Source organism: Streptomyces sp. NPDC060198 (assembly GCF_042728415.1).
Lineage (GTDB): Bacteria > Actinomycetota > Actinomycetes > Streptomycetales > Streptomycetaceae > Streptomyces.
This window is the reverse complement of record NZ_JBHWZJ010000007.1, coordinates 1-22,852: the sequence shown is the minus strand read 5'-3', so window position 1 is coordinate 22,852 and position 22,852 is coordinate 1. Positions and strand designations below refer to the sequence as shown.

Below are 22,852 nucleotides of genomic sequence, written 5' to 3'. Positions count from 1 at the left end.
ACCGGCGGCGGCCGGTACGCGGGCCTCAGCGCCCGCGCGCCGCCATCCGGGCCTTGCGGGCCGCGAGCTTCTCGTCGAACTTCGACGCCTCGCTGTCCAGGCCGCCCATGTACAGGCCGAGCTCCTCCTGCGCCTGGAGTCCCTCCGGGCCGAGCCCGTCGATGTCCAGGACCTTCAGGTAGCGCAGCACGGGCTGGATCACGTCGTCGTGGTGGATGCGCATGTTGTAGATCTCGCCGATCGCCATCTGCGCGGCGGCCCGCTCGAAGCCGGGCATGCCGTGTCCGGGCATCCGGAAGTTGACGACCACGTCCCGGACGGCCTGCATGGTGAGGTCCGGGGCGAGCTCGAAGGCGGCGCCCAGGAGGTTCCGGTAGAACACCATGTGCAGGTTCTCGTCGGTGGCGATGCGCGCGAGCATCCGGTCGCAGACCGGGTCGCCCGACTGGTGGCCCGTGTTGCGGTGCGAGACGCGGGTGGCCAGCTCCTGGAAGGCGACGTACGCGACGGAGTGCAGCATCGAGTGCCGGTTGTCGGACTCGAACCCCTCCGCCATGTGCGCCATCCGGAACTGCTCCAGCTTGTCCGGGTCCACCGCGCGCGAGGTCAGGAGGTAGTCGCGCATCACGATGCCGTGGCGGCCCTCCTCGGCCGTCCAGCGGTGCACCCAGGTGCCCCAGGCGCCGTCGCGGCCGAAGAGCGAGGCGATCTCGTGGTGGTAGCTCGGGAGGTTGTCCTCGGTCAGCAGGTTCACCACGAGGGCGATCTTGCCGATGTCCGTGACCTTCGACTGGTCCGGGGCCCACGCCTCGCCGTCGTCGAAGACGCCCGGGAAGTTCCGGCCGTCGGAGAACGGCACGTACTCGTGGGGCATCCAGTCCTTGGCGACCTTGAGATGGCGGTTGAGCTCCTTCTCCACCACCTCTTCCAGCGCGTACAGCAGCTGGGCGTCGGTCCACGCCTTCGAACTGCCGAGGTGGGGAGAGGTGATCGTCACGGGGGCTCCTGGGGACGGGAGATTTACCTACGGCTTCGTAGGTTACGTGTCCGTAGGTTAAGGCCCGGTAAGCCCTCCGCCAAGCCTGGCCGGTGTCAAAGCCGCACTCCGGGGCCTTCCGGACGGGTTCCGGGCCGGCCGCGCGGGGGCCCGGACGGCTCCGGGCGCGCGGAGGTGGGACGGCTCCGGGGCGGGCCGGTCCGTGCCCCGTTCATCGGCTGTCGCCCAAGAGCTCCGCCAAGGCCCGGTCGAGGTCCAGATACCGGTACTCGTCGCCCACCGGCACCAACTCCTGGACGCGCCCGAGGAATCGGCGCAACTCCGAGGTGCGGACGTGCACCATCGCGACACCCTCCGCGGCGTGGAACTCGAGCACGGTCCGCTCCTCGCCGAAAGGCCGCACCCGTACGTCCCCGACCCCGGCGGGCTCGTCCACGCCCCGGGCCAGCAGGTCCCGGGAGAACTCCCACGAGACCTCGGTCCCCTCCAGCGTGGCCCGGGCGGGGAACGCGATCCGGACGGCGTACGGATTCTTGCGGTCGTACCGCAGCGTGGCGGCCAGTGTCGCCATCCGCGGAACGGCCGCGACCATGCGGGCCTGTACGGGCTGCTCGATAAGGCTGGACAAGACCTGCTCCCTCGCACGGCTGGACGAACGGACTCCGGCACTGGAGTAGACGACGGAACGCCGTGATCCGTGCACCGACCCGGGGCGTGAGGTGTGTCACCGCCGATTCCCCCGGTGCTGATCGACTGCCCGGGAAGCGCCTGCCCATCCCGGGCCGGGGGACCCGGTTGGCCAGGCACGACGGCGCCCGGCGCTCCGGAAGCGAGTGGCGTCACGGCCTCCCCGCCACGGAGGGACATGGCCCTCGAACGTCCCATCGGCGGAGAGTCGTGACATCGCGGTACTCCTCGGGCGGAAAGCCCCGGCGGACGCAGGTCGTCCCGCAGTCCGAGGCGGACGGCGCCCGTCGCGGCGGGACCCGTTCCGGTGCGCCCGGAGCCGCGGCGGCCCCCCTGCCGCCGGTCACGACCCGTCGCCGGTCAGGCAACCGAACGGTCTCAGGACGCCGCGAACGATCAGCACACGTCGAGCAACCCGTGTCTCCGCACGACCTCCAGCGACAGGCTGCGGTAGCCGACCGTCCCGAAGAGCACGGTCAGAGTCCGGTCCTCCTCGCTCATCACCGAACCCTCCCCCCAGTGCGGGTGCCGGACCCTGGTGCCGGGGTGGAAGGGGTGGTCACCCCCGGCAGCCGCCTCTTCGGCCGGGGCGGGTATCCGCCCTCCGGTACCGGCCAGGACCGCCGGGCCGGGAGCCGCGCCCTCCCGGGACAGCTCGGCCGCTCCGCACAGGTCGCAGGAGCCGCACCCCGCGGACTCGCCCTGGACCTGTCCGAAGTAGCCGAGGAGGAAGCGGCGCCGGCAGCCGGTGGTCTCCGCGTAGCCACGCATCATGTCCACCCGGGAGCGTTCGAGTTGCTGGTGGGCGTCGCCCAGTTCGACCGCCTTCTGCGCGGCGTGGGCCGGGTCCATGCCCGGGGCCGGTTCCACGTCGCCCCGCATGGTGGTGTGTACCGCGTCGACCTGTTCCAGGAGGTTGACGACCGCCGTCAGCCGGCTCGCCGTCAGGTGCGTTTCGGTCCGCAGGTCGCCGGGGTGCACGGGGCCGTCGTGCTCCGCCAGCGTGCGCGCCACCTGGGTGACCGTGTCCGGATCGGGGCGGCCCGCCGAGAAGAAGCGCTGCAGGCCGAGGTCCTGCGGCCGGTACGCGAGGATCGCCCGGGACTGCTCGCCGTCGCGTCCGGCCCTGCCTATCTCCTGGTAGTAGGCGTCCAGGGACCCGGGGACCGACGCGTGGAGCACGAAGCGCACGTCCGGCTTGTCGATACCCATCCCGAACGCGGACGTCGCCACCACCACGTCCAGCGAACCCGCCAGGAAGCGGTCGTGCACGTCGCCACGCTCCTGCGCGGGGAGACCCGCGTGGTACGCCGCCACGTCCAGCCCCAGCAGGCTCAGCTCGTTCGCGTACTCCTCGGCCTCGCGCCGCGTCGCCGCGTACACCAGCCCCGGTTTGGGTTCCGCTGCGGCGCGCTCGACCACGGCCCGCGCCTTGACCGCCGCGTCCCGGAACGGGATGACCTCCAGATGGATGTTCGGGCGGTCGAAGCCGGTGACGACCTCCCGCACGTCCCGCATCCCCAAGTGGGCGACGATGTCGGCCCGCACGGGGGCGGCGGCGCTCGCCGTCAGAGCCAGCACCGGAGGCCGCCCGATCCGCTGGAGCATCTGGCCGAGCCTCAGGTAATCGGGCCGGAAGTCGTGGCCCCAGGAGGACACGCACTGCGCCTCGTCCACGACGAACAGCGCCGGCTTCGCGGCCGCGAGCTGCTCGACCACCTCGTCCTTGGCCAGCTGCTCCGGGGCGAGGAAGAGGAAGTCGACGTCCCCCGCGCTGATCCTGTCCCAGACCGCGGCGTTCTCGTCCCCGGTCTGCGTCGAGTTCACCGCCGCCGCGTCCGTCCCCGTGCGGCGCAGCAGCCCCTGGACCTGGTCGCGCTGGAGCGCGATCAGCGGCGACACCACGACGGTCGGGCCGGGAAGCAGCACCCCCGGCACCTGGTAGACGGCCGACTTCCCGGCGCCCGTGGGCATCACCACCAGCGTGTCCCGCCGCTCCATCACGGCTTCCATCGCCAGCAGCTGCTCCGGTCGCAACCGCTCCCAGCCGAACACGTCCCGCGCGACGTCCTGAAGACGACGCGAATCAGCGACCACCATGACACTCCTCGACGTCGAGCCGGGCAGAACCCGCGGGCCGGGGGTTCTCCGTGGGCTCCTCGTACCCCGCCCGACGCGCGACAGGCAGTGTTTCGGCCGCCCCGACGAGTCGGCCGTCGGCCGGCCCGGTCCGCCACCCGGGGCGCGCGTTAAAATCGGCGTCCATGACGACGTTCTTCGTGCCCGCCGACGCCGCCGAGGCGCGCGCCGTACAGGACCGCCTGCGCGACCGGGTGGTGGCCGAGGACTCCGGACCGTTGCCCGGATCCGGCCACGCCACCGGAGTGGACGTCGCCTACGACGACGAGCGCGATCTGGTCGTGGCGGCGGCCGTGGTGCTGGACGCCGCCACCCTCGACGTGGTCGCCGAGGCCACCGCGGTCGGCCGCGTCACCTTCCCGTACGTCCCCGGGCTGCTGGCCTTCCGGGAGATTCCCACGGTGCTGGCCGCGCTGGAGTCGCTGAGCGCCGACCCCGGCCTCGTCGTCTGCGACGGATACGGGCTGGCGCACCCTCGCCGGTTCGGACTCGCCAGCCATCTCGGGGTGTTGACCGGACTGCCCGTCATCGGCGTCGCCAAGAACCCGTTCACCTTCACCCACGAACAGCCCGGCCCGAAGCGCGGCGACTCCTCACCGCTGCTGGACGGTACGGAGGAGGTCGGCCGGGCCCTGCGCACCCGGAGCGGCGTCAAACCGGTCTTCGTCTCCGTGGGGCACCGCACCACGCTGACCACCGCCTGCGCCCACACCCTGGCGCTGACCCGGGAGTTCCGCCAGCCCGAGACCACCCGCAGGGCCGATGCGCTCTGCCGCCGCGCGCTTCGGGAAGCGGCCGGCTGAGGCGGAGCCCTCCGCCTCCGGCTCACATCAATCTCGGGGCCGTCACCTTTTCGGGTCCGTCAGCGCCGGGCCGCCACCCGGAAGCCCAGGCCCGAGGCCCTCAGCCGCTCCAGCAGGGCATCTCCCATGGCCACCGCCGTCGTCACCTGGCCGCCGGTCTCCGGCAGATCGTCCAGGGCGAGGCAGAGGGCGGCCTCGCCGAGCATCCGCGCCGTCTCGTCGTACCCCGGGTCGCCGCCCGAGACCTCGGTGAAGACCCGACTGCCGCCGCCCTCGCCGACGAACCGGACGGTGAACCGGCTCCGCTTCCGGCGCTCCTCGCCGGGCCCCTCGCCCGACTGGTAACGAGACGTCAGCCACGAGCGTGCAGAGGTGAGTTGAGATGCGGCGACCAAACCGATCACGCCTGCCGTGCCGCCCAGCGCGACCGGTAGGCGCTTGACCGAGGCGAAGTGCCGGTAGCGGAAGTCGGGGCCGTAGCACTCCAGCCCTCGCGCCGAACGGCCCACGATCTGCGGGTCCACGGTCGGCAGTGGCAGGGCCCAGGTCCCTGTGGCCCCGCTGAAGTGCGGTGCCCCGAGCGGGGTTCGCACGCGACGGCCGGTGAGCCGGGGCTCGCGTGCCCGGCGCTCACGGGCGGCGGCCAGCATCTGCGGTCCCCGGCCCATCGCGTGCACCGCCGAGGCGAACGTCCCCCCGGAGAACACGGCGTGGGTACGGACGAAGGCGTCGACCGTGAGCGGTACGCCCGCCGGCAGCTGCCGGACGGTGAAGTACGCGCCGAGGTCGTGGGGCACCGAGTCGAAGCCGCAGGCGTGCACCAGGCGTGCCCCGGTCGCCCGGGCGGTCGCGTCGTGGCGGAGCCAGGTCCGGTCGATGAACTCGGCCTCGCCGGTGAGGTCGACGTAGTCCGTACCCGCCCGTGCGCAGGCCGCGACGAGCTCGTTCCCGTGGACGAGGAACGGGCCGACCGTGGTGGCCACCACCTTCGCGGACAGGGCGAGTTCACGCAGCGCGGAGGGGTCCCCGGCATCGGCGACGAGAACCGCCGGTTCCGGCCCGGTCCCGGCGAGTTCCCCGCGCAGCCGTTCCAACCTCTCCCGGCTCCGCCCGGCCAGCGCCCAGCGCAGATCCCGGGGGGCGTGCGCCGCGAGATACGCGGCGGTCAGGGTGCCGACGAAACCGGTGGCGCCGTACAGGACGACGTCGAAGGGGCGTTCCGATCCGTGATGCCTTTTCATGTGTGCCTCCGATGGGGCGGACTCCGGGTGGGTGGCCGCCGACGGTAGACCCGCGACCGAGGGCCGGTGCACCACTCCGGTCGCGGCACCGCCGGGTGACGCGTGGCATTCGGCGCGGAACGGCGCGTGACGGTGCACCATGGGAAGCGCAGAAACTAAGCGGTCGCTCTGCCGAAAGGCTTGTGCGGAGCGACGGTCGTTCTTAGCATCGTCGATGTTACATCGGTTGTGTCACACCGCTGGGGGCTTGATGGCTGCGACGGAGAACGGCCCTCTCTCGGGAGTGCGGGTGGTCGAACTGGCGGGCATCGGCCCCGGCCCGTTCGCCGCGATGACGCTGGCCGACCTCGGCGCGGACGTGGTCCGGGTCGACCGGCCCGGTGGCGCGGTGCTCGGCATCGACCCGGCCCGCGACCTGACCAACCGGAACAAGCGCTCCGTCCTGCTCGACCTCAAGACGGAAGCGGGCGCCTCGGCCGTCCTCGCTCTCGCCGAACGCGCCGACATCCTGATCGAGGGGTACCGCCCCGGGGTCGCCGAACGGCTCGGGGTGGGCCCCGACGCCTGCCTCGGCCGCAACCCCCGGCTCGTCTACGGGCGGATGACCGGCTGGGGCCAGGACGGCCCGCTCGCCCAGCGCGCCGGGCACGACGTCGCCTACCTCGCGCCCACCGGCACCCTCTCCATGATCGGCCGTCCCGGCGAACCCCCGGCCGTCCCGGCCAACCTGCTCGGCGACTACGCGGGCGGCTCCCTCTACCTCGTCGTCGGCGTGCTGGCCGCCCTCCAGCACGCCCGTACTCCCGGCGGCAGCGGCCAGGTCGTGGACGCGGCGATCGTCGACGGCGCCGCCCACCTCGCCACGATGATCCACGGCATGCTGGCGGCCGGCGCCTGGCAGGACCGGCGCGGCTCCAACCTCCTCGACGGAGGCTGCCCCTTCTACGGCACCTACGCGACCTCCGACGGCGAGGCGATGGCGGTCGGGCCGCTGGAACAGCGCTTCTACGACGAGTTCGTGGCACTTCTCGGCATCGCCGCAACGGTGCCGGACCGCGCGGACCTCGCCCGCTGGGACGAGCTGCGCACCGTGGTGGCGGACCGGTTCCGCACCCGCACCCGGGCCGAGTGGACCGAGGTGTTCGAGGGTACCGACGCCTGCGTCGCCCCGGTCCTCTCCCTGCGGGAGGCCCCGGGACACCCGCATCTCGCCGCCCGCGCCACCTTCGTGGAACACGCCGGGATCACCCAGCCCGCCCCCGCCCCGCGCTTCTCCGCCACCCCCACCGCCGTACGGAGCGCCCCCGCCCTGCCCGGTACCGGCACCGAGTCGGTGGCGGCGGACTGGGGTGTACCGGAACTGCTCGGCGAGCCGCCGAAAGGGGCGTCGTGACGCAGGGCGCCCCGCGCACCACGGCCACCGGCACCGTGCCGGACCGGCCGGCCCGCACCGATCCGAAGCCACCCCAGGAGGCCCGGTGAAACGGCAGATCTTCGCCGCCGAGCACGACGCGTTCCGCGAGACCGTCCGCACCTTCCTCGCCAAGGAGGTCCTGCCGCACTACGAACAGTGGGAGCGGGACGGCATCGTCTCCCGCGAGGCATGGCGCGCGGCGGGCCGGCAGGGGCTGCTCGGCCTCGCGGTCCCCGAGGAGTTCGGCGGGGGAGGCAACGACGACTTCCGCTACAGCGCCGTACTGGCCGAGGAGTTCACCCGCGCGGGCGTCAGCGGCCTCGCTCTCGGCCTGCACAACGACATAGTCGGGCCCTACCTGACCGGGCTCTCCACCCCGGAGCAGAAGCGGCGCTGGCTGCCGGGCTTCTGCTCGGGCGAGACCGTCACCGCGATCGCCATGACCGAACCGGGGGCCGGCTCCGACCTCCAGGGCATCCGCACGACCGCCGAGGACCGGGGCGACCACTGGCTGCTCAACGGGTCCAAGACCTTCATCTCCAACGGCATCCTCGCCGACCTGGTGGTCGTCGTCGCCCGCACGTCGCCGGAGGGCGGGGCCAAGGGGCTCTCGCTGCTGGTGGTCGAACGCGGCGCGGCCGGCTTCGAGCGCGGCCGCAACCTGGAGAAGATCGGCCAGAAGTCCCAGGACACCGCCGAGCTCTTCTTCCACGACGTCCGCGTCCCCAAGGAGAACCTCCTCGGTGAACTCGACGGCGGATTCCTCCACCTGATGACCAACCTGGCCCAGGAGCGCATGGGCATCGCGGTCGCCGGGATCGCTGCCGCCGAACACCTGCTGGAGATCACCACCCGGTACGTCAAGGAGCGCGAGGCGTTCGGCCGGCCGCTCGCGAAGCTCCAGCACGTCCGCTTCGAGATCGCCGAGATGGCCACCGAGTGCGCCGTCACCCGCACCTTCCTCGACCGGTGCATCGTCGAGCACGCGGAGGGGACGCTCGACGCGGTGCACGCCTCGATGGCCAAGTGGTGGGCGACCGAACTCCAGAAGCGGGTGGCCGACCGCTGTCTCCAACTGCACGGCGGATACGGCTACATGGCGGAGTTCCCGGTGGCCAGGGCCTTCACCGACGGACGCATCCAGACGATCTACGGCGGGACGACCGAGATCATGAAGGAGATCATCGGCCGCTCCCTGCTGTCCTGAGCCCGCTCCCTGCTGTCCTGGGCCGCGGACGTCCGCACGCACCCGAAGATACCGAAATCCCGCCCCCCGAAAGGCTGTTGTCTTGAGTACCGAAGCGTTCGTCTACGACGCGATCCGCACCCCGCGCGGTCGCGGCAAGGCCAACGGTGCCCTGCACGGCACCAAGCCGATCGACCTGGTCGTCGGCCTCATCCACGAGATCCGCGCCCGCTTCCCCGGACTCGACCCGGCGGCCATCGACGACATCGTCCTCGGCGTCGTCAGCCCGCTCGGCGACCAGGGCTCCGACATCGCACGCATCGCGGCCATCGCGGCAGGACTTCCGGACTCCGTCGCCGGGGTCCAGGAGAACCGCTTCTGCGCCTCGGGCCTCGAAGCTGTCAACCTCGCTGCCGCGAAGGTCCGTTCGGGCTGGGAGGACCTCGTCCTCGCCGGCGGCGTCGAGTCCATGTCCCGCGTACCCATGGGCTCGGACGGCGGCGCCTGGGCGATGGACCCGATGACCAGCTTCGAGACCGGCTTCGCCCCGCAGGGCATCGGCGCCGACCTCATCGCCACCATCGAGGGCTTCTCCCGCCGTGACGTCGACGAGTACGCCGCCCTCTCCCAGGAACGTGCCGCCGAGGCGTGGAAGGAAGGCCGCTTCGGCCGTTCCGTGGTCCCCGTCAAGGACCGTAACGGACTCGTCGTCCTCGACCACGACGAGCACCTGCGCCCCGGAACGACCGCCGACTCGCTCGCCGCCCTCAAGCCCTCCTTCGCCACCATCGGCGAGCTGGGCGGCTTCGACGCGGTGGCCCTCCAGAAGTACCACTGGGTCGAGAAGATCGACCACGTCCACCACGCGGGGAACTCCTCCGGGATCGTGGACGGCGCCGCGCTCGTCGCGATCGGCTCGAAGGAGGTCGGTGAGCGCTACGGCCTCACCCCGCGCGCCCGGATCGTCTCCGCCGCCGTCTCCGGCTCCGAGCCCACCATCATGCTCACCGGGCCCGCCCCCGCCTCCCGCAAGGCGCTCGCGAAGGCCGGACTGACCATCGACGACATCGACCTCGTCGAGATCAACGAAGCCTTCGCCGGAGTGGTGCTCCGCTTCGTCCGGGACATGGGCATCGGCCTGGAGAAGGTCAACGTCAACGGCGGAGCCATCGCGCTCGGCCACCCCCTCGGCGCCACCGGCGCGATGATCCTCGGCACCATCGTCGACGAACTGGAACGGCGCGACCTGCGGTACGGACTCGTCACGCTCTGCGTGGGCGGCGGCATGGGCGTCGCCACCGTCGTCGAACGCGTCTGACCGGACCCGTCCCCCGCCACGCCCGCCTGCCTGCCTACGGAGAAGACACCCCATGACCGAGAGCACGACCATCCGCTGGGAAGAGGACGGGACCGGCGTCGTCACCCTCGTCCTCGACGACCCCGACCAGTCCGCCAACACGATGAACCAGGCCTTCACCCGGTCCCTCGCGGCCGTCGCCGACCGCGCCGAGGCCGAGAAGGAGAACATCCGCGGCATCATCGTCACCTCCGCGAAGAAGACCTTCTTCGCCGGGGGAGACCTCAAGGAGATGATCAAGGCCCGGCCCGAGGACGCCCAGGCGGTCTTCGACACCGGGATGGGCATCAAGCGGGCCCTGCGCCGCATCGAGACCCTCGGCATTCCGGTGGTCGCCGCCATCAACGGCACGGCGCTCGGCGGCGGCTACGAGATCACGCTCGCCTGCCACCACCGGATCGCGCTGGACGCGCCCGGCTCCCGCATCGGCCTCCCCGAGGTCACCCTCGGCCTGCTCCCGGCGGGCGGCGGTGTGACCCGTACCGTACGCCTGATGGGCATCGCCGACGCGCTGCTCAAGGTGCTGCTCCAGGGCACCCAGTACACCCCGGCCCGCGCCCTGGAGAACGGCCTCGTCCACGAAGTGGCCGCCACCCGCGAGGAGATGCTGGAGAAGGCCCGCGCCTTCATCGACGCGCACCCCGAGTCCCAGCAGCCCTGGGACGTGAAGGGGTACCGGATTCCCGGCGGCACCCCGTCCAACCCCCGGTTCGCCGCCAACCTCCCGGCCTTCCCCGCCAACCTCAAGAAGCAGATCGCCGGGGCCCCGATGCCTGCGCCCCGCAACATCCTGGCGGCGGCCGTCGAGGGCTCGCAGGTCGACTTCGAGACCGCGCAGACCATCGAGGCCCGGTACTTCACCGAGCTGGTCACCGGCCAGGTCGCCAAGAACATGATCCAGGCGTTCTTCTTCGACCTTCAGGCCGTCAACTCCGGCGCCAGCCGCCCCGAGGGTGTCCCGCCCCGCACGGTCCGCAAGGTCGCCGTCCTCGGCGCCGGCATGATGGGCGCAGGCATCGCCTACTCCTGCGCCCGGGCCGGAATCGAGGTCGTCCTCAAGGACGTCACCACCGAGGCCGCCGCGAAGGGCAAGGCCTACAGCGAGAAGCTGCTGGCCAAGGCGCTCTCCCGGGGACGCACGACCGAGGCCGCCCGCGACGAACTGCTCGCCCGGATCACCCCGACCGGCGACCCCGCCGACCTCGCCGGCTGCGACGCCGTCATCGAGGCCGTCTTCGAGGACACCGCCCTCAAGCACAAGGTGTTCCAGGAGATCCAGGACGTCGTCGCCCCCGACGCGCTGCTCTGCTCCAACACGTCCACGCTGCCCATCACCGTCCTCGCCGAAGGCGTCACCCGCACCGCCGACTTCGTCGGGCTGCACTTCTTCTCGCCGGTCGACAAGATGCCGCTGGTCGAGATCATCAAGGGCGCGGCCACCGGCGACGAGGCGCTGGCCCGCGCCTTCGACCTGGTCCGCCAGATCAAGAAGACCCCGATCGTGGTCAACGACTCGCGCGGCTTCTTCACCTCGCGCGTCATCGGCCACTTCATCAACGAGGGCGTCGCGATGGTCGGCGAGGGCATCGAGCCCGCCTCCGTCGAACAGGCCGCCGCCCAGGCCGGCTACCCGGCCAAGGTCCTCTCCCTGATGGACGAGCTGACCCTCACGCTGCCCCGCAAGATCCGCAACGAGACCCGGCGCGCGATCGAGGAGTCCGGCGGGACCTGGACCCCGCACCCCTCCGACGCCGTGGTGGACCGGATGGTCGAGGAGTTCGAACGGCCGGGACGCAGCGGAGGCGCCGGGTTCTACGAGTACGACGAGTCCGGCCGGCGCGGTGCGCTCTGGCCGGGTCTGCGTGAGCACTTCGGCAAGGCCGACGCCGCGATCCCGTTCGAGGACATGAAGGAGCGGATGCTCTTCTCCGAGGCTCTGGACAGCGTCCGCTGCCTGGACGAGAACGTCCTCGTCTCCGTCGCCGACGCCAACATCGGCTCCATCATGGGCATCGGCTTCCCGCCGTGGACCGGCGGCGTCCTCGGTTACGTCAACGGGTACGAGGGCGGCCTGCCCGGCTTCGTGGCCCGCGCCCGCGAACTCGCCGAACGGTACGGAGACCGCTTCCTGCCGCCCGCCCGGCTGGTCGCGATGGCGGATCGGGGCGAGACCTTCCACGACTGAGCCCCGTCCCGGGAGGTGGTCCGCCCCGCGGCCGGCCACCTCCCGGGCGTGCGGTCACGGCGCCTGGAACGCGGCGCGCAGTTCGGCCGTCAGCGACCGCTGGAACGCGGTCACCAGGGCCTGCAACACCAGCGGTTGCATGTGGGCCGAGAGCGACTTCATCGCCGACACGTGCTCCGGGTCCGCCTCCCGCTCCCGGTACGGACTCCACACCTCGTCCCGGAAGAGCCGGGTCAACTCCGCCGCGGCCGACCGGGTGTGCTCCAGCATGACCGTGTGCGCCCTGAGGATCGTCTCGTGCGCGATCGGTACGTCCAGCAGCTCCAGCCCGAGCCGGAGCAGCCCCGGATCGACCCGGTGCACGTCGTCCCGCGACGGGGCCGCCCCTTCGGGCCCGTCCAGCAGCACCCCCATCGCCGCCAGCCGGTCGAGATCCTCCACGGTGAGCGGCCGGCCCGCCCGCCTCTCCAGGTCCTGGCCGGTCATCTCCTCGATCCCGTCCGGAGCCCAGGACGCCACCAGCGCCCGGTGGATCGCCAGACCGTGCGCGCCGAGATCCTCCGGCAGCTGCTCCAGATACCGTTCGATCGCGGCCAGCGTCATTCCCTGGCGCTGGAGTTCCTCGATCAGCGCCAGCCGCGACAGATGACCGGGCCCGTAGTGCCCCACCCGGCGCGGGCCGATGACCGGAGGCGGCAACAGCCCCCGGGTGCTGTAGAAACGCACCGTGCGCACGGTCACCCCCGCCCGGGCCGCCAGCTCGTCGACGGTGAGGGTCGGCTCCTCGGCGGTCGCCATGTCTGCTCCTCGGTGCCCGGAGACGTCCGGATCGTTCCCGACCGCCGCGGTACGGCGATCAGGTGCAACAGTATTGCTGTCTCACCACTGTGGTGAAACCCTCGCAGGGGCCGTTGTCGGTGGGGGCCCGTACGGTGGGCGCATGTCGGGGATCACTTATCTGAAGGGCGACGCCACCGCCCCGCAGGCCAAGGGCGTCAAGCTGATCGTGCACGTCTGCAACGACCTGGGCGGCTGGGGCAAGGGCTTCGTACTGGCTCTCTCGCGCCGCTGGCCGGAGCCCGAGGCGGCCTACCGCCGGTGGCACCGCGACCGTGCGGCGAACGACTTCGCGCTCGGCGCCGTCCAGTTCGTCCAGGTCGACCGTCACGTGTGGGTGGCCAACCTGGTGGGCCAGCACGGCATGCGCAGGGGGAGCGGCGGCGTACCCGTACGGTACGAGGCGATCGACACCGGCCTGGAGACAGTGGCCCTGCGCGCCGCCGAGTCGGGCGCGTCCGTCCACATGCCGAGGATCGGCTGCGGACTCGCCGGCGGTACGTGGCCCCGGGTGGAACCGCTCATGGAGCGGCGGCTGGTGAGCCGTCGTGTTCCCGTCACGGTCTACGACTTCGGGTGAACCGCGATCCGCGCCCGCGCCAGTCCCGGCAGGGCTCGGTCTCGGTCGGGCGGCAGGGAAGTGCGGGCGGGCGCCCGAGCAGCGTCGTGCGCCAACTACCCCGTGGCGGCCGGAGGTCTGCCCGCACCGGCTCCACCAGCGCTTTCGGCCGGAGTGGCGTGCGTGCGCGCTGGCCACCGCGGCGGCGTGGAGCCTGCCGGTAGGGCATCAGTGCCGCGTCAGCCGAGGTCTGCCCCGTCGCGACGCCCGGTACGCACTCTCGCCGCACCGGCCGAAAGCCCGAGTACGTCCGGTACGGGGGCTGCCGGCCGGCACGCCGGGAGCACGCATCTGACGCCGCTCCTCGACGGCCAAACCTTGGCTGACGCGGCACTAGATTCTCCTTGTGTCCAGGTCGGACACGACTCCATCGAAGGACGTGCCCCCATGGCAAGGCTCGGAACACCCGACGTGAAGTTCGAACTCAAGTCCGAAGCGAGGCGGGCGGTGCTGCGCGTCGACCCGACCGAGAAGCCAGGTCTGGTGCTTCTCGGCACAAGGGGGCCCGCAGCACTCGCGGTCGGCGCCCTGGGGCCGATGGGTCTGCTCCTCATCTACACCTACTTCATCACCGTCGCCGACCGCTCCCTGTACGTTCATCGCGGGCCGCGTCTGCGGAACCGTCCCGAAGAACTGGTGCACGTCATTCCCCGCGACCAGACGGGCGGTCTGGTCGCCCGCGTCAAGCGGGGCAAGGCACGGAACGCTCTGTACCTGCGACTCCCCGGCAAGGCGAGGCCGACTCGGCTGAACGTCTCGTACCACTCGCGGGACGAGTTGGAAAGATTCCTCCGTGAGTTCCCCGAGGGGGGTGTGCGTGCAGAGGGCGCCCGCAGCGCCCGCTGACCGTGCAGCCGACACGGCGACCGGTCGCGGCCGGAGCGTCGGGCGGCCCGACGCACATCTCGCGATACGGAGCGACGAGGAGTGTTTCCTTGTAGCGCCGCCGGACGCACCCTAGGGTGGGGTGACAGGGGAGGGCGCGATGAGGGCACCGGCCGACGGCGAGGCACTGGACGAGGAATCGATGGCGAGGGCGCTCGAAGAGGCTCCGCCGTACGACGAGTTGAGCGAGCAGATTCTTGACGCGGCCCGTGAGCAGTTCATGACCTTCGGGCTGCGCCGCTCGACCGTCGACGACGTGGCCAGGCGGGCCAAGGTGTCCCGGGTCACGGTCTACCGCCGTATCGGCAACAAGGAGGCCCTGGTCTCCGCGTGCCTGCTGCGGGAATACCGCCGCTTCGTCGGCGAGGTGGACGAGGCGGTGTCCGAACTTCCCTCGGTGGAGGACCGGTTGGTCACCGGATTCGTGGCGGTGCTACGGCACGTGCGCGAACACCCCCTCATCGGCGGTCTGCTGAAGCTGGAGCCTGAGGTCATGCTGCCCTTCCTCACGGTGGACAGCGGTCCCGCGTTCCTCGCCATGCGTGACTTCCTGACCGACCGCCTCCAGCACGCCCAGCGGATGGAGGGCCGGCCGGCGACGGACTCGGCGCCGGTCGCGGAGGTGATGGTGCGCATCACCGTCTCCTTCCTCCTCAACCCGCTGAGCTGCTTCGAACTCGACGACGACGAGCAGGTGGCGGCCTTCGCCCGCCGCTGCCTCGTCCCGCTTCTCACGGCCGGGTGAGCCCCTCGGGCCGGCGCAGGCCGGGCCGGGGCGCGGGGCGTTCGCCGGGTCCCCCACCCGGTGAACCTTCCGGCACCTCGTCCGGCAGCGGCTCGACCGGGCGGTTCTGCGCCCAGTGCGGCCCCAGATCGTCGAGCCGGTAGCCGAAGGGGTAGCTGCGCGGCCGGGGCCGGGAGGGCAGCCATCCGGGCCTGGCGGGCAGCAGTCGTACCCCGCGTGAGCGGGCCCGCACCGCGCGTACCGCCATGGCCCGGAACCAACGGGGCTGCGGGGTGAACCCCAGGGCGCGCAGCAGCGGTTCGTCCAGGAGCGCCAGAGCGAAGCGGGCGGCCAGCGGGCGCAGCGGGGACGGGTACCAGCTGGTCATCGTCCGTAACGTGGCGGTGGCGACCCTGCGGTTCGCGGGCGCCGGGGCGAACATCTCCGCCTCGTACGTGTCGAGCAGCGCCTCGAACTCCGCGTAGGTGGCGGGGACCGATTCGATGCCCATCAACCTGCCCATGCTCCGGCCGACTTCGGCCAGGGCCTGCACCTCCTGCCGGCACAGGGGGCGCCAGCCGAACCGGTCGATCCAGCGTTTCGGGCCGACGACCGTGGTGGCCAGGACATAGAGGTAGTCCTCGTTGGGGATGCGGTAGCGGCCGTGGATGCGGTTGAGGTGGCGGGCGGCGGCCCGCCCGCGCTCCGAGTCGAAGCCGTCGGCCGCCATCTCGTAGCCGATCAGCACCGTGTCGTCGTAACGCTTCTGCCCGTTCCGCTCGAACTCCTGGGTGCGGTCGAGAGTCACGGAGATGCGGGGGACGCCGAAGTCGCGGAGGAACGCGACGCTCACGCCCTGCCGGTAGTCCCAGGGGAACTCGTACTGGGACATCAGCCGGAGGATCTCGGCGCAGTCCTGTACCGGGTCCATCCGGCGAATCGCCCTCAGGCGGCTGTAACGGCCCATGATGTGCACCCTCCTGCGGATATGTGCGGTCCATCGTGCCGACCCCGCCCCCGTGGCGTGAGCATCCAACGCAGCTGCTTGGAGCGGCAGTTGACGTGGAAGGGGTTCCCGGAGTCAATGTTACAAATACTATTGACTTGTTTCATCGGGGCGTCAACGGGCCGAGGCGAATCGACGGCACAGGCCCACCGCCGTGCGTCGGCGCACCGCTCGCATACTGGAAGCAGTACACGTGCGGGCACCCGTGACCAGACGCGGCGTCCGCCCGTCCGCCGACCTCTTGGAGCATCCGATGAGCAGCCAGGGAAACGGGCCGACCGACCCCGTGCCGCCCCCGCCCGGCGGGGTGCTGTGGAGCCTGGCCGGCGACGTCCGGGGTCTGCTGATGCTGCCCGCGGCCCTCACTCTCCAGGTCGCCCGTCCCGCCGTCGGCGCGGGCGTCGACGAGCACTCGGTCTTCCGTACCGACCCGTGGGGGCGAGGCGAACGGTCCCTGCGCTCGCTCCAGCTCTGGGTGTACGGAGGCGAGGAAGGAGTGGCGGAGGGGCGGCGGCTGCGCGCCCTGCACCGCACCATCCAGGGCACCGACTCGCGGGGGCGCCGCTACCACGCACTCACCCCGGCGAACTACGCGTGGGTCCACGCCACCGGCTTCCCGGTCTACCAGCACGCGTCCCGCTATCTCGTACGCCCGCTCACCGAAGCCCAGGAGCGTGCGCTCTACCGGGAATGGCTCCAGGTCGGCCGGGTCCTCGGCATCCACGACCGGGACATGCCGCAGACGATCGAGGAGTTCTGGCCCTACTACCGCAAGGTGCTCGCCGAGGAGCTGGAGTGCAACGCGGTCGTCGAGGAACTGGTCGCCACCGACCGGCCCGTACCACCGCCCGACCGGGGCTCCCTGCTCCTGCGGCTGGTCGCGCGAGCGCTGTGGCCGGTGATCCTGCCCCCGCTCGCCCGGTTCCGCTCCTTCCTCACGGTCGGGCTGATGCCGCCCGACGCCCGTGCCGCGATCGGGCTGGAGTGGACGCCCGCGCAGGAGCGGCAGCTGCGGCGTTTCGGCGCGGTCGTGCGCAGCGTGGTGCCGGTCCTTCCCGAGCGGCTGCGGTATCTGCCCATGGCCCGCGAGGCGCGTCGCGCCGCCCGTACGGGGGCCGGGAGCGGGCCCGGAAGCGGGCGGGCGGGCCGGGAGACGAACACCGGGGGATGAATACCGGAGGTGGGGGACCGCCGCCGCTCGTGGGTCCCGCACGTCTCACGCCGCGTGTGGTACTGCCTACAGGGAGTGATTCCGCGCTTCTGAAAGGTGCCCTACGTGCCGCAGGACGACCAGAGACCGGAGAGTCTGCCCGTCACGGCGGATCTTCCCGAAGATTCGCGTCTCGGGCGGAAGCCCACCACGGACCGGGTGGTCTTCGGAGTCACCGCCGTGCTCACGCTCGCCTTCGTGCTCTGGGGCTCGGTCGCCACCGACTCGCTGGAGAGCATCTCCACCGATCTGCTCGAAGGTCTCATCCACAACGGCGGCTGGGCCTTCATGCTCGCCGCGTCCGGCTTCGTGGTCTTCGCGCTGTGGCTGGCGATCAGCCGCTACGGGAGGATCTCGCTGGGGCAGGAGGGGGAGGAACCGGAGTTCCGGACCGTCTCCTGGGTCGCGATGATGTTCAGCGCCGGCATGGGCATCGGCCTGATGTTCTACGGAGTGAGCGAACCCCTGGCCCACTTCACGAACCCGCCCCCCGGAACCCGCCCCGCCGACGAGGCCGAGGCGATGCAGACGGCGATGGCCACCACCCTCTTCCACTGGACTCTGCACCCCTGGGCGATCTACGCCGTCGTCGGGCTCGCCATCGCGTACAGCACCTACCGCAGGCGCCGCCGGCAGACGATCAGCGCCGTCTTCGAGCCGCTCATCGGGGAGCGCTACTCCCGCGGAGGCTTCGGCCGGTTCATCGACATCCTCGCCATCTTCGCGACGCTCTTCGGCTCCGCCGCCTCCCTCGGCCTGGGCGCGCTCCAGATCGGCAGCGGCTTCCACGAGCTGAACTGGCGGGAGAAGACGGGCACCGGCCTGCTGGTCGCCATCATCGCCGTGCTGACCGTGGCGTTCGTCGCCTCGGCCGTCTCCGGGGTGGAGAAGGGCATCCAGTGGCTGTCCAACATCAACATGGTGCTCGCCCTGATCCTCGCCGTCTTCGTGTTCGTCGCGGGCCCCACGATCATCGTGCTCGACCTGCTGCCCACCTCCATCGCCGAGTACTTCCGCGAACTGCCCCAGCTCGCAGGACGCACCGAGGCAACCGGTGAGGGCGAGGTCGCCGACTGGCTGGGCTCCTGGACGGTCTTCTACTGGGCGTGGTGGATCTCCTGGACGCCCTTCGTCGGCATGTTCATCGCCCGCATCAGCCGGGGCCGGACCATCCGGCAGTTCATCGGCGGGGTCATCCTCGTGCCCAGCACCGTCAGCCTCGTCTGGTTCGCGATCTTCGGCGGGTCCGCGATCCGGCTCAAGGCCGCCGGCGAGCTCGGCGGCGCCGACACCCCGGAGGCGCAGCTCTTCGGCGTTCTCAAGGAGTTCCCGGTCGCCACCCTGATGAGCGTGCTGGTGATGATCCTGGTCGGGATCTTCTTCGTCTCCGGCGCCGACGCCGCCTCCATCGTGATGGGCACGCTCTCGCAGAAGGGCGTGCTGGAGCCGGGCAAGTGGGTGGTCGTCTTCTGGGGCGTCGTCACCGGTGCGGTGGCCGCCGTCATGCTGCTCATCGGCGATGGCGAAGGCGACGCGCTGGCCGGACTGCAGAACCTCACCATCCTGGTCGCCGCGCCCTTCACCATCGTGATGATCGGCATGTGCGTCTCTCTCATGCGGGACCTGCGCCAGGACCCGCTCATCGTCCGTCACGAATTCGGCGTCGAGGCGGTGGAGAGCGCGGTCATCCAGGGGCACGCCAAGTACGACGGCGACTTCGAGATCCGGATCGGCCCCGGGAGCGAGGTCACCGAGGACCATCGCCACCAGCACGAGGGCCCGGGACCAGCGTCCCCGCCGACGGGAGACTGAACGAGGGGGTGGTACCGGTACGGACAGGGCGGTACGGGTCGGTACGGGTGGAACCATGTGCGGCGGGCCGGCACGGCCAGGGCGCCACCGGCCCACCGTGTGCGGTGACGTGGGCCCGGACGGCCGGGCCACCCGCCGCGCAGGGCTCAGCCCACCAGCCGTGCCGTCTCCCGTGCGCAGCCCCAGGCGACGGTGACCCCGGCGCCCCCGTGCCCGTAGTTGTGGACCACCCGGCCGCCGCCCGGCAGGTCCTCGGCCTCGATCCGTACCCCCGCGTCCCGCGCCGGCCGGAGCCCCACCCGGTGTCCGAGGACCCGGGCCCCCGCGATCTCGGGCCGTATCCGCGCGCACCGCGCCACGATGCCGGCCGCGACGCGCGGGTCCGGCTCCATGGACCAGTCGTCCTCCTGCGCCGTGCCGCCGAGGACCAGCCCGTACGGCTGCGGGAACACGTACGTCGTCCAGCCCGTCGCCGGATCGGGGGCGGCGCACCACTCGATGATCCCCGGGTTCTCCACCACGACGAGCTGGCCCCGCACCGGACGCATACCGTCGTCGGACGCCAGCGCCGCGGCCCCCAGCCCGGCGCAGTCCACCACCACCTCCGCCTCGGCGGCGGCCTCCCCGAAACCGCTCACCGTACGCCGCTCGACGCTGCCACCGGCCGTCAGCAGCCGCCGCTCCAGCCAGGCCAGGTGATCGGGCATGCTGATCAGCGGAAGCGTCACCCGCAGCCCCTCCGCCACCTCCACCGCGCCCCGCAGCCGGGCCGCCCACGGGCCCAGGCCTGCCAGGCGCTCGCCCAGGTGGAGCCCGGCCACCATCCGTACCCCGGTCCCGTCCGGATCGGCCGCCAGCTCCTCGTGGACGGCGAGCGTCTCCAGGGCCCAGTCGCCCACCGACCGGGCCGGCTCGATCCGGTACGGCCACCACAGGGCACCCGCCACCGCCGATGTCGTGTCCCCGGCCGCGTCCCGCGACCACACCCGCACCCGGTGACCCCGTTCGGCGAGCACCACCGCCGTGGTCAGCCCGCTGACCCCACCGCCCACCACGATCACGTCCGGCATACCGCCACCCCCGTCGCTCCGCTCCCGTATCCGCGCGCTGTCACCCCGGAAGCTAACCGAGGGCCCGGCCTCCAGGACAGTGCGCGGTGGATCATGGCCGGGACACGGCCCCGATCCGTGTCGGCCCCGATCCGGACGGCCCCGGTCCAAGACGGCCCAGCCCCGGGGCGGCCCCGGATCCGCGACGGCCCAGCCCCGGGACGGCCCCGATCCGCCCCCCGACCCGCGAAACCGTGGTCAGTGGCCGCCCTCCGGGGGCTCGCAGCCGGTGCCGTCGGGGTAGCCGGCGAAGGCGTCCGCCGTGACGGAGTCGCGGTCCATCATTCCCTCCACGCACCAGGGCGAGGCGTCGAGGACGAGGAGGAACCCGACTCCGGTCGGGCCGTTCCGGTACGCGCTCCCGGCGCGGTAGCCGAGGCCGTCGAGCACTTTCCGCACGTGCTGCGGAGCGAAGTCCCCGCGTTTGCGCAGCGGTTCGAGTGCGCTCTCGACCCGCCCGGTGACCACGAGCCCGTCGCAGCGGCTCTGGCCGTGGAGCGTGAGGGGAACCCTGAACCCGTGGTTCTCGGCGTAGTGGTCGGTCGGAGCGGCGGTCGTGGCGGGGGAGGAGACGGGGTCCGCCGACGCCGTCGGAGCGGGGTCCTCGCCGGGACAGCGGAAGTCCGTCGGGGCACTCGGAGCCGGAGACGCGCTCCGGCCCGCTCCCACCGCGTCCCCGGCCCGCTCCGTACCGCATCCCGTCGCCAGTACGACCGTGGCCACCAGCGGCAGCATCCAGTACCCGTGCCCTCTCGATGTCGTCATCGGCCGATCCTCCCCCAAGCCCCCTCCGTACGCACGAGTCCCGATACCCGGGCGGCACAGCGACCCGGTCACGTTTCGGCGGCAGGGCCAAAGAAGCTCCGGCGGTCCGGGCCGGTCGACCGGCGGCCTGCCCGGACCGCTTAGGATCGACAACCTGATGACTGCCACTCTCGTCGCCAAGGACCTCGCCGCCGGACACGGCGACCGCACGCTCTTCGCCGGGCTCGACCTCGTCGTCGCCCCCGGGGACGTGATCGGTCTCGTCGGAGTCAACGGGGCCGGTAAATCCTCCCTGCTCCGGCTGCTCGCGGGGCTCGACCGGCCCGAGGAGGGGGAGCTGCGGCTTTCGCCCCCCACCGCCACCGTCGGCCACCTTCCCCAGGAACCCGAGCGGCGCCCCGGCGAGACGGTGCGGGAGTTCCTCGCCCGCCGCACCGGCGTCGCCGACGCCCAGGCCACCATGGACGCCGCGACCCAGGCCCTGGTGGACGGTGCGCCCGGCGCCGACGACGCGTACTCCGAGTCGCTGGAACGCTGGCTCGACCTCGGCGGCGCCGACCTGGACGAGCGGGCGGAGGAAGTGGCCGCCGACCTCGGACTCACCATCGGCCTCGACCTGCCGATGACCGCGCTCTCCGGCGGACAGGCCGCCCGCGCCGGGCTCGCCTCCCTGCTGCTCTCCCGGTACGACGTCTTCCTCCTGGACGAGCCCACCAACGACCTCGACCTCGGCGGTCTGGAGCGCCTCGAACGCTTCGTCTCCGGTCTGCGCGCCGGGACCGTCGTCATCAGCCACGACCGCGAGTTCCTCACCCGCACGGTCACCAAGGTTCTCGAACTCGACCTCGCCCAGCAGCAGATCAACCTCTACGGCGGCGGCTACGCCTCCTACCTGGAGGAGCGGGAGAGGGCCCGTGACCACGCCCGTGAGGAGTTCGACGAGTACGCCGACAAGAAGTCGGCCCTCGAAGGCCGTGCCCAGATGCAGCGGGGCTGGATGGACAAGGGCGTGAAGAACGCCCGGCGCAAGGCCACCGACTCCGACAAGCTGGGCCGCAAGTTCCGCAGTGAGGCAAGCGAGAAGCAGGCCGCGAAGGCCCGGCAGACCCAGCGCATGATCGAACGCCTGGACGTCGTCGAAGAGCCGCGCAAGGAGTGGGAACTCCGGATGGAGATCGCCACCGCGCCGCGCTCCGGCTCGGTCGTCGCCACCCTGCGCGAAGCTCGTGTGGTCCGGGGCGACTTCGCCTTCGGGCCCGTCTCGCTCCAGGTCGACTGGGCCGACCGTGTCGCCATCACCGGAGCCAACGGGGCGGGTAAATCCACCCTGCTGGCCGCACTGCTGGGGCGGCTTCCGGTCGACTCCGGTTCCGCCGTGCTCGGTTCGGGCGTCGTGGTCGGTGAAGTCGACCAGGCGCGCAAGCTCTTCCTCGGCGACGAGACCCTGCTGGCGGCTTTCTGCGCGGCCGTCCCGGACACGGAGCCGGCCGAAGTGCGCACTCTGCTGGCCAAGTTCGGGCTGCGCGCCGACCATGTGATGCGCCCGGCGACCACGCTGTCGCCCGGTGAGCGGACCCGCGCGGCACTCGCCCTGCTCCAGGGCAAGGGTGTCAACCTGCTGGTGCTGGACGAGCCCACCAACCACCTGGACCTGCCCGCCATCGAGCAGTTGGAGTCCGCGCTCGACTCGTACAACGGCACGCTTCTGCTGGTCACCCATGACCGGCGGATGCTGGAGGCGGTCCGTACGACCCGGCGCATCGAGGTCGCGGACGGGCGGATCACGGAGCTCTGAGGGGCCCCGCGGCCGGCCGGGCGGAACGCGCAGCTCCGACGGCGAGCGGACACCGTGCGGACGGGCCGGCCCCTCGGGGCC

General features: G+C 71.9%; 19 protein-coding genes. 11 read left to right on the top strand and 8 right to left on the bottom strand.

The window, feature by feature from the left end:
• Positions 1–25: 25 nt before the first annotated feature.
• The 3 genes from ACFWEP_RS02375 to ACFWEP_RS02365 form a co-directional block, all read right to left on the bottom strand.
• Positions 26–997, bottom strand: coding sequence for an acyl-ACP desaturase (locus ACFWEP_RS02375; protein ID WP_387364242.1), 972 nt, complete (start codon positions 995–997; stop codon positions 26–28).
• 211 nt (positions 998–1,208) lie between these two features.
• A complete protein-coding gene (locus ACFWEP_RS02370; RefSeq protein ID WP_387364239.1) occupies positions 1,209–1,625 on the bottom strand; it encodes an SsgA family sporulation/cell division regulator in 417 nt (138 codons plus the stop codon).
• A gap of 455 nt (positions 1,626–2,080) precedes the next feature.
• Positions 2,081–3,784 carry a RecQ family ATP-dependent DNA helicase gene (locus tag ACFWEP_RS02365; protein ID WP_387364236.1) on the bottom strand — a complete coding sequence of 568 codons (1,704 nt, stop codon included), beginning with the start codon at positions 3,782–3,784 and terminating at the stop codon, positions 2,081–2,083.
• A gap of 164 nt (positions 3,785–3,948) precedes the next feature.
• Here ACFWEP_RS02365 and ACFWEP_RS02360 point away from each other — a divergent pair, with 164 nt between their 5' ends.
• Positions 3,949–4,626: an endonuclease V gene (locus tag ACFWEP_RS02360; protein ID WP_387364233.1), complete on the top strand. Its 678-nt coding sequence runs from the start codon at positions 3,949–3,951 to the stop codon at positions 4,624–4,626.
• 59 nt (positions 4,627–4,685) lie between these two features.
• On the opposite strand, the gene ACFWEP_RS02355 is transcribed toward ACFWEP_RS02360, so the two are convergent.
• A complete protein-coding gene (locus tag ACFWEP_RS02355; protein WP_387364230.1) occupies positions 4,686–5,867 on the bottom strand; it encodes a saccharopine dehydrogenase family protein in 1,182 nt (393 codons plus the stop codon).
• 250 nt (positions 5,868–6,117) lie between these two features.
• Here ACFWEP_RS02355 and ACFWEP_RS02350 point away from each other — a divergent pair, with 250 nt between their 5' ends.
• The 4 genes from ACFWEP_RS02350 to ACFWEP_RS02335 all read left to right on the top strand — a co-directional run bounded on the left by ACFWEP_RS02350 (position 6,118) and on the right by ACFWEP_RS02335 (position 12,009).
• Positions 6,118–7,260: a CaiB/BaiF CoA transferase family protein gene (locus ACFWEP_RS02350; protein ID WP_387364228.1), complete on the top strand. Its 1,143-nt coding sequence runs from the start codon at positions 6,118–6,120 to the stop codon at positions 7,258–7,260.
• A gap of 85 nt (positions 7,261–7,345) precedes the next feature.
• Positions 7,346–8,488, top strand: a complete 1,143-nt coding sequence (locus tag ACFWEP_RS02345) for an acyl-CoA dehydrogenase family protein (protein ID WP_387364225.1) — start codon at positions 7,346–7,348, stop codon at positions 8,486–8,488.
• 82 nt (positions 8,489–8,570) lie between these two features.
• Positions 8,571–9,785: an acetyl-CoA C-acetyltransferase gene (locus ACFWEP_RS02340; protein WP_387364222.1), complete on the top strand. Its 1,215-nt coding sequence runs from the start codon at positions 8,571–8,573 to the stop codon at positions 9,783–9,785.
• Positions 9,786–9,837: 52 nt separating this feature from the next.
• Positions 9,838–12,009: a 3-hydroxyacyl-CoA dehydrogenase NAD-binding domain-containing protein gene (locus ACFWEP_RS02335; RefSeq protein ID WP_387364219.1), complete on the top strand. Its 2,172-nt coding sequence runs from the start codon at positions 9,838–9,840 to the stop codon at positions 12,007–12,009.
• A 54-nt stretch (positions 12,010–12,063) separates the two neighbouring features.
• On the opposite strand, the gene ACFWEP_RS02330 is transcribed toward ACFWEP_RS02335, so the two are convergent.
• A complete protein-coding gene (locus tag ACFWEP_RS02330) occupies positions 12,064–12,807 on the bottom strand; it encodes a MerR family transcriptional regulator (RefSeq protein WP_387364216.1) in 744 nt (247 codons plus the stop codon).
• 142 nt (positions 12,808–12,949) lie between these two features.
• Between ACFWEP_RS02330 and ACFWEP_RS02325 the strand changes: the two genes are divergently transcribed.
• The 3 genes from ACFWEP_RS02325 to ACFWEP_RS02315 all read left to right on the top strand — a co-directional run bounded on the left by ACFWEP_RS02325 (position 12,950) and on the right by ACFWEP_RS02315 (position 15,095).
• The gene (locus ACFWEP_RS02325; RefSeq protein WP_387364213.1) at positions 12,950–13,426 is read left to right on the top strand and encodes a macro domain-containing protein; all 477 of its coding nucleotides are present in this window, start codon (positions 12,950–12,952) and stop codon (positions 13,424–13,426) included.
• A 426-nt stretch (positions 13,427–13,852) separates the two neighbouring features.
• Complete coding sequence (locus tag ACFWEP_RS02320) at positions 13,853–14,311, top strand: hypothetical protein (RefSeq protein ID WP_387364210.1); 459 nt, start codon at positions 13,853–13,855, stop codon at positions 14,309–14,311.
• A 181-nt stretch (positions 14,312–14,492) separates the two neighbouring features.
• Complete coding sequence (locus ACFWEP_RS02315; protein ID WP_266712484.1) at positions 14,493–15,095, top strand: TetR/AcrR family transcriptional regulator; 603 nt, start codon at positions 14,493–14,495, stop codon at positions 15,093–15,095.
• Here the strand turns inward: ACFWEP_RS02315 and ACFWEP_RS02310 are convergent.
• On the bottom strand, positions 15,082–16,041 hold the full coding sequence (locus tag ACFWEP_RS02310; protein ID WP_387364207.1) for an oxygenase MpaB family protein: 960 nt from the start codon (positions 16,039–16,041) through the stop codon (positions 15,082–15,084). The genes ACFWEP_RS02315 and ACFWEP_RS02310 overlap by 14 nt on opposite strands.
• Before the next feature lie 292 nt (positions 16,042–16,333).
• Between ACFWEP_RS02310 and ACFWEP_RS02305 the strand changes: the two genes are divergently transcribed.
• Both ACFWEP_RS02305 and ACFWEP_RS02300 read left to right on the top strand, forming a co-directional pair.
• On the top strand, positions 16,334–17,251 hold the full coding sequence (locus ACFWEP_RS02305) for an oxygenase MpaB family protein (RefSeq protein ID WP_387364204.1): 918 nt from the start codon (positions 16,334–16,336) through the stop codon (positions 17,249–17,251).
• A gap of 105 nt (positions 17,252–17,356) precedes the next feature.
• Positions 17,357–19,102, top strand: a complete 1,746-nt coding sequence (locus ACFWEP_RS02300) for a BCCT family transporter (RefSeq protein WP_387364201.1) — start codon at positions 17,357–17,359, stop codon at positions 19,100–19,102.
• Between the two features lie 146 nt (positions 19,103–19,248).
• Here the strand turns inward: ACFWEP_RS02300 and ACFWEP_RS02295 are convergent, their stop codons facing one another.
• On the bottom strand, positions 19,249–20,172 hold the full coding sequence (locus ACFWEP_RS02295; protein WP_387364198.1) for an FAD-dependent oxidoreductase: 924 nt from the start codon (positions 20,170–20,172) through the stop codon (positions 19,249–19,251).
• A gap of 237 nt (positions 20,173–20,409) precedes the next feature.
• Positions 20,410–20,976, bottom strand: coding sequence for a hypothetical protein (locus tag ACFWEP_RS02290; protein WP_387364195.1), 567 nt, complete (start codon positions 20,974–20,976; stop codon positions 20,410–20,412).
• 157 nt (positions 20,977–21,133) lie between these two features.
• On the opposite strand from ACFWEP_RS02290, the gene ACFWEP_RS02285 reads away from it, so the two are divergent.
• On the top strand, positions 21,134–22,771 hold the full coding sequence (locus ACFWEP_RS02285; protein WP_387364192.1) for an ABC-F family ATP-binding cassette domain-containing protein: 1,638 nt from the start codon (positions 21,134–21,136) through the stop codon (positions 22,769–22,771).
• The last annotated feature ends 81 nt before the right edge of the window (positions 22,772–22,852 follow it).

Bases quoted from the DNA above. Each gene is read 5' to 3' on its own strand.
- ACFWEP_RS02365 (WP_387364236.1), bottom strand. From the start codon at position 3,784: ATGGTGGTCGCTGATTCGCGTCGTCTTCAGGACGTCGCGCGGGACGTG.
- ACFWEP_RS02360 (WP_387364233.1), top strand. From the start codon at position 3,949: ATGACGACGTTCTTCGTGCCCGCCGACGCCGCCGAGGCGCGCGCCGTA.
- ACFWEP_RS02355 (WP_387364230.1), bottom strand. From the start codon at position 5,867: ATGAAAAGGCATCACGGATCGGAACGCCCCTTCGACGTCGTCCTGTAC.
- ACFWEP_RS02350 (WP_387364228.1), top strand. From the start codon at position 6,118: ATGGCTGCGACGGAGAACGGCCCTCTCTCGGGAGTGCGGGTGGTCGAA.
- ACFWEP_RS02335 (WP_387364219.1), top strand. From the start codon at position 9,838: ATGACCGAGAGCACGACCATCCGCTGGGAAGAGGACGGGACCGGCGTC.
- ACFWEP_RS02330 (WP_387364216.1), bottom strand. From the start codon at position 12,807: ATGGCGACCGCCGAGGAGCCGACCCTCACCGTCGACGAGCTGGCGGCC.
- ACFWEP_RS02325 (WP_387364213.1), top strand. From the start codon at position 12,950: ATGTCGGGGATCACTTATCTGAAGGGCGACGCCACCGCCCCGCAGGCC.
- ACFWEP_RS02320 (WP_387364210.1), top strand. From the start codon at position 13,853: ATGGCAAGGCTCGGAACACCCGACGTGAAGTTCGAACTCAAGTCCGAA.
- ACFWEP_RS02315 (WP_266712484.1), top strand. From the start codon at position 14,493: ATGGCGAGGGCGCTCGAAGAGGCTCCGCCGTACGACGAGTTGAGCGAG.
- ACFWEP_RS02310 (WP_387364207.1), bottom strand. From the start codon at position 16,041: ATGGGCCGTTACAGCCGCCTGAGGGCGATTCGCCGGATGGACCCGGTA.
- ACFWEP_RS02305 (WP_387364204.1), top strand. From the start codon at position 16,334: ATGAGCAGCCAGGGAAACGGGCCGACCGACCCCGTGCCGCCCCCGCCC.
- ACFWEP_RS02295 (WP_387364198.1), bottom strand. From the start codon at position 20,172: ATGCCGGACGTGATCGTGGTGGGCGGTGGGGTCAGCGGGCTGACCACG.
- ACFWEP_RS02290 (WP_387364195.1), bottom strand. From the start codon at position 20,976: ATGACGACATCGAGAGGGCACGGGTACTGGATGCTGCCGCTGGTGGCC.
- ACFWEP_RS02285 (WP_387364192.1), top strand. From the start codon at position 21,134: ATGACTGCCACTCTCGTCGCCAAGGACCTCGCCGCCGGACACGGCGAC.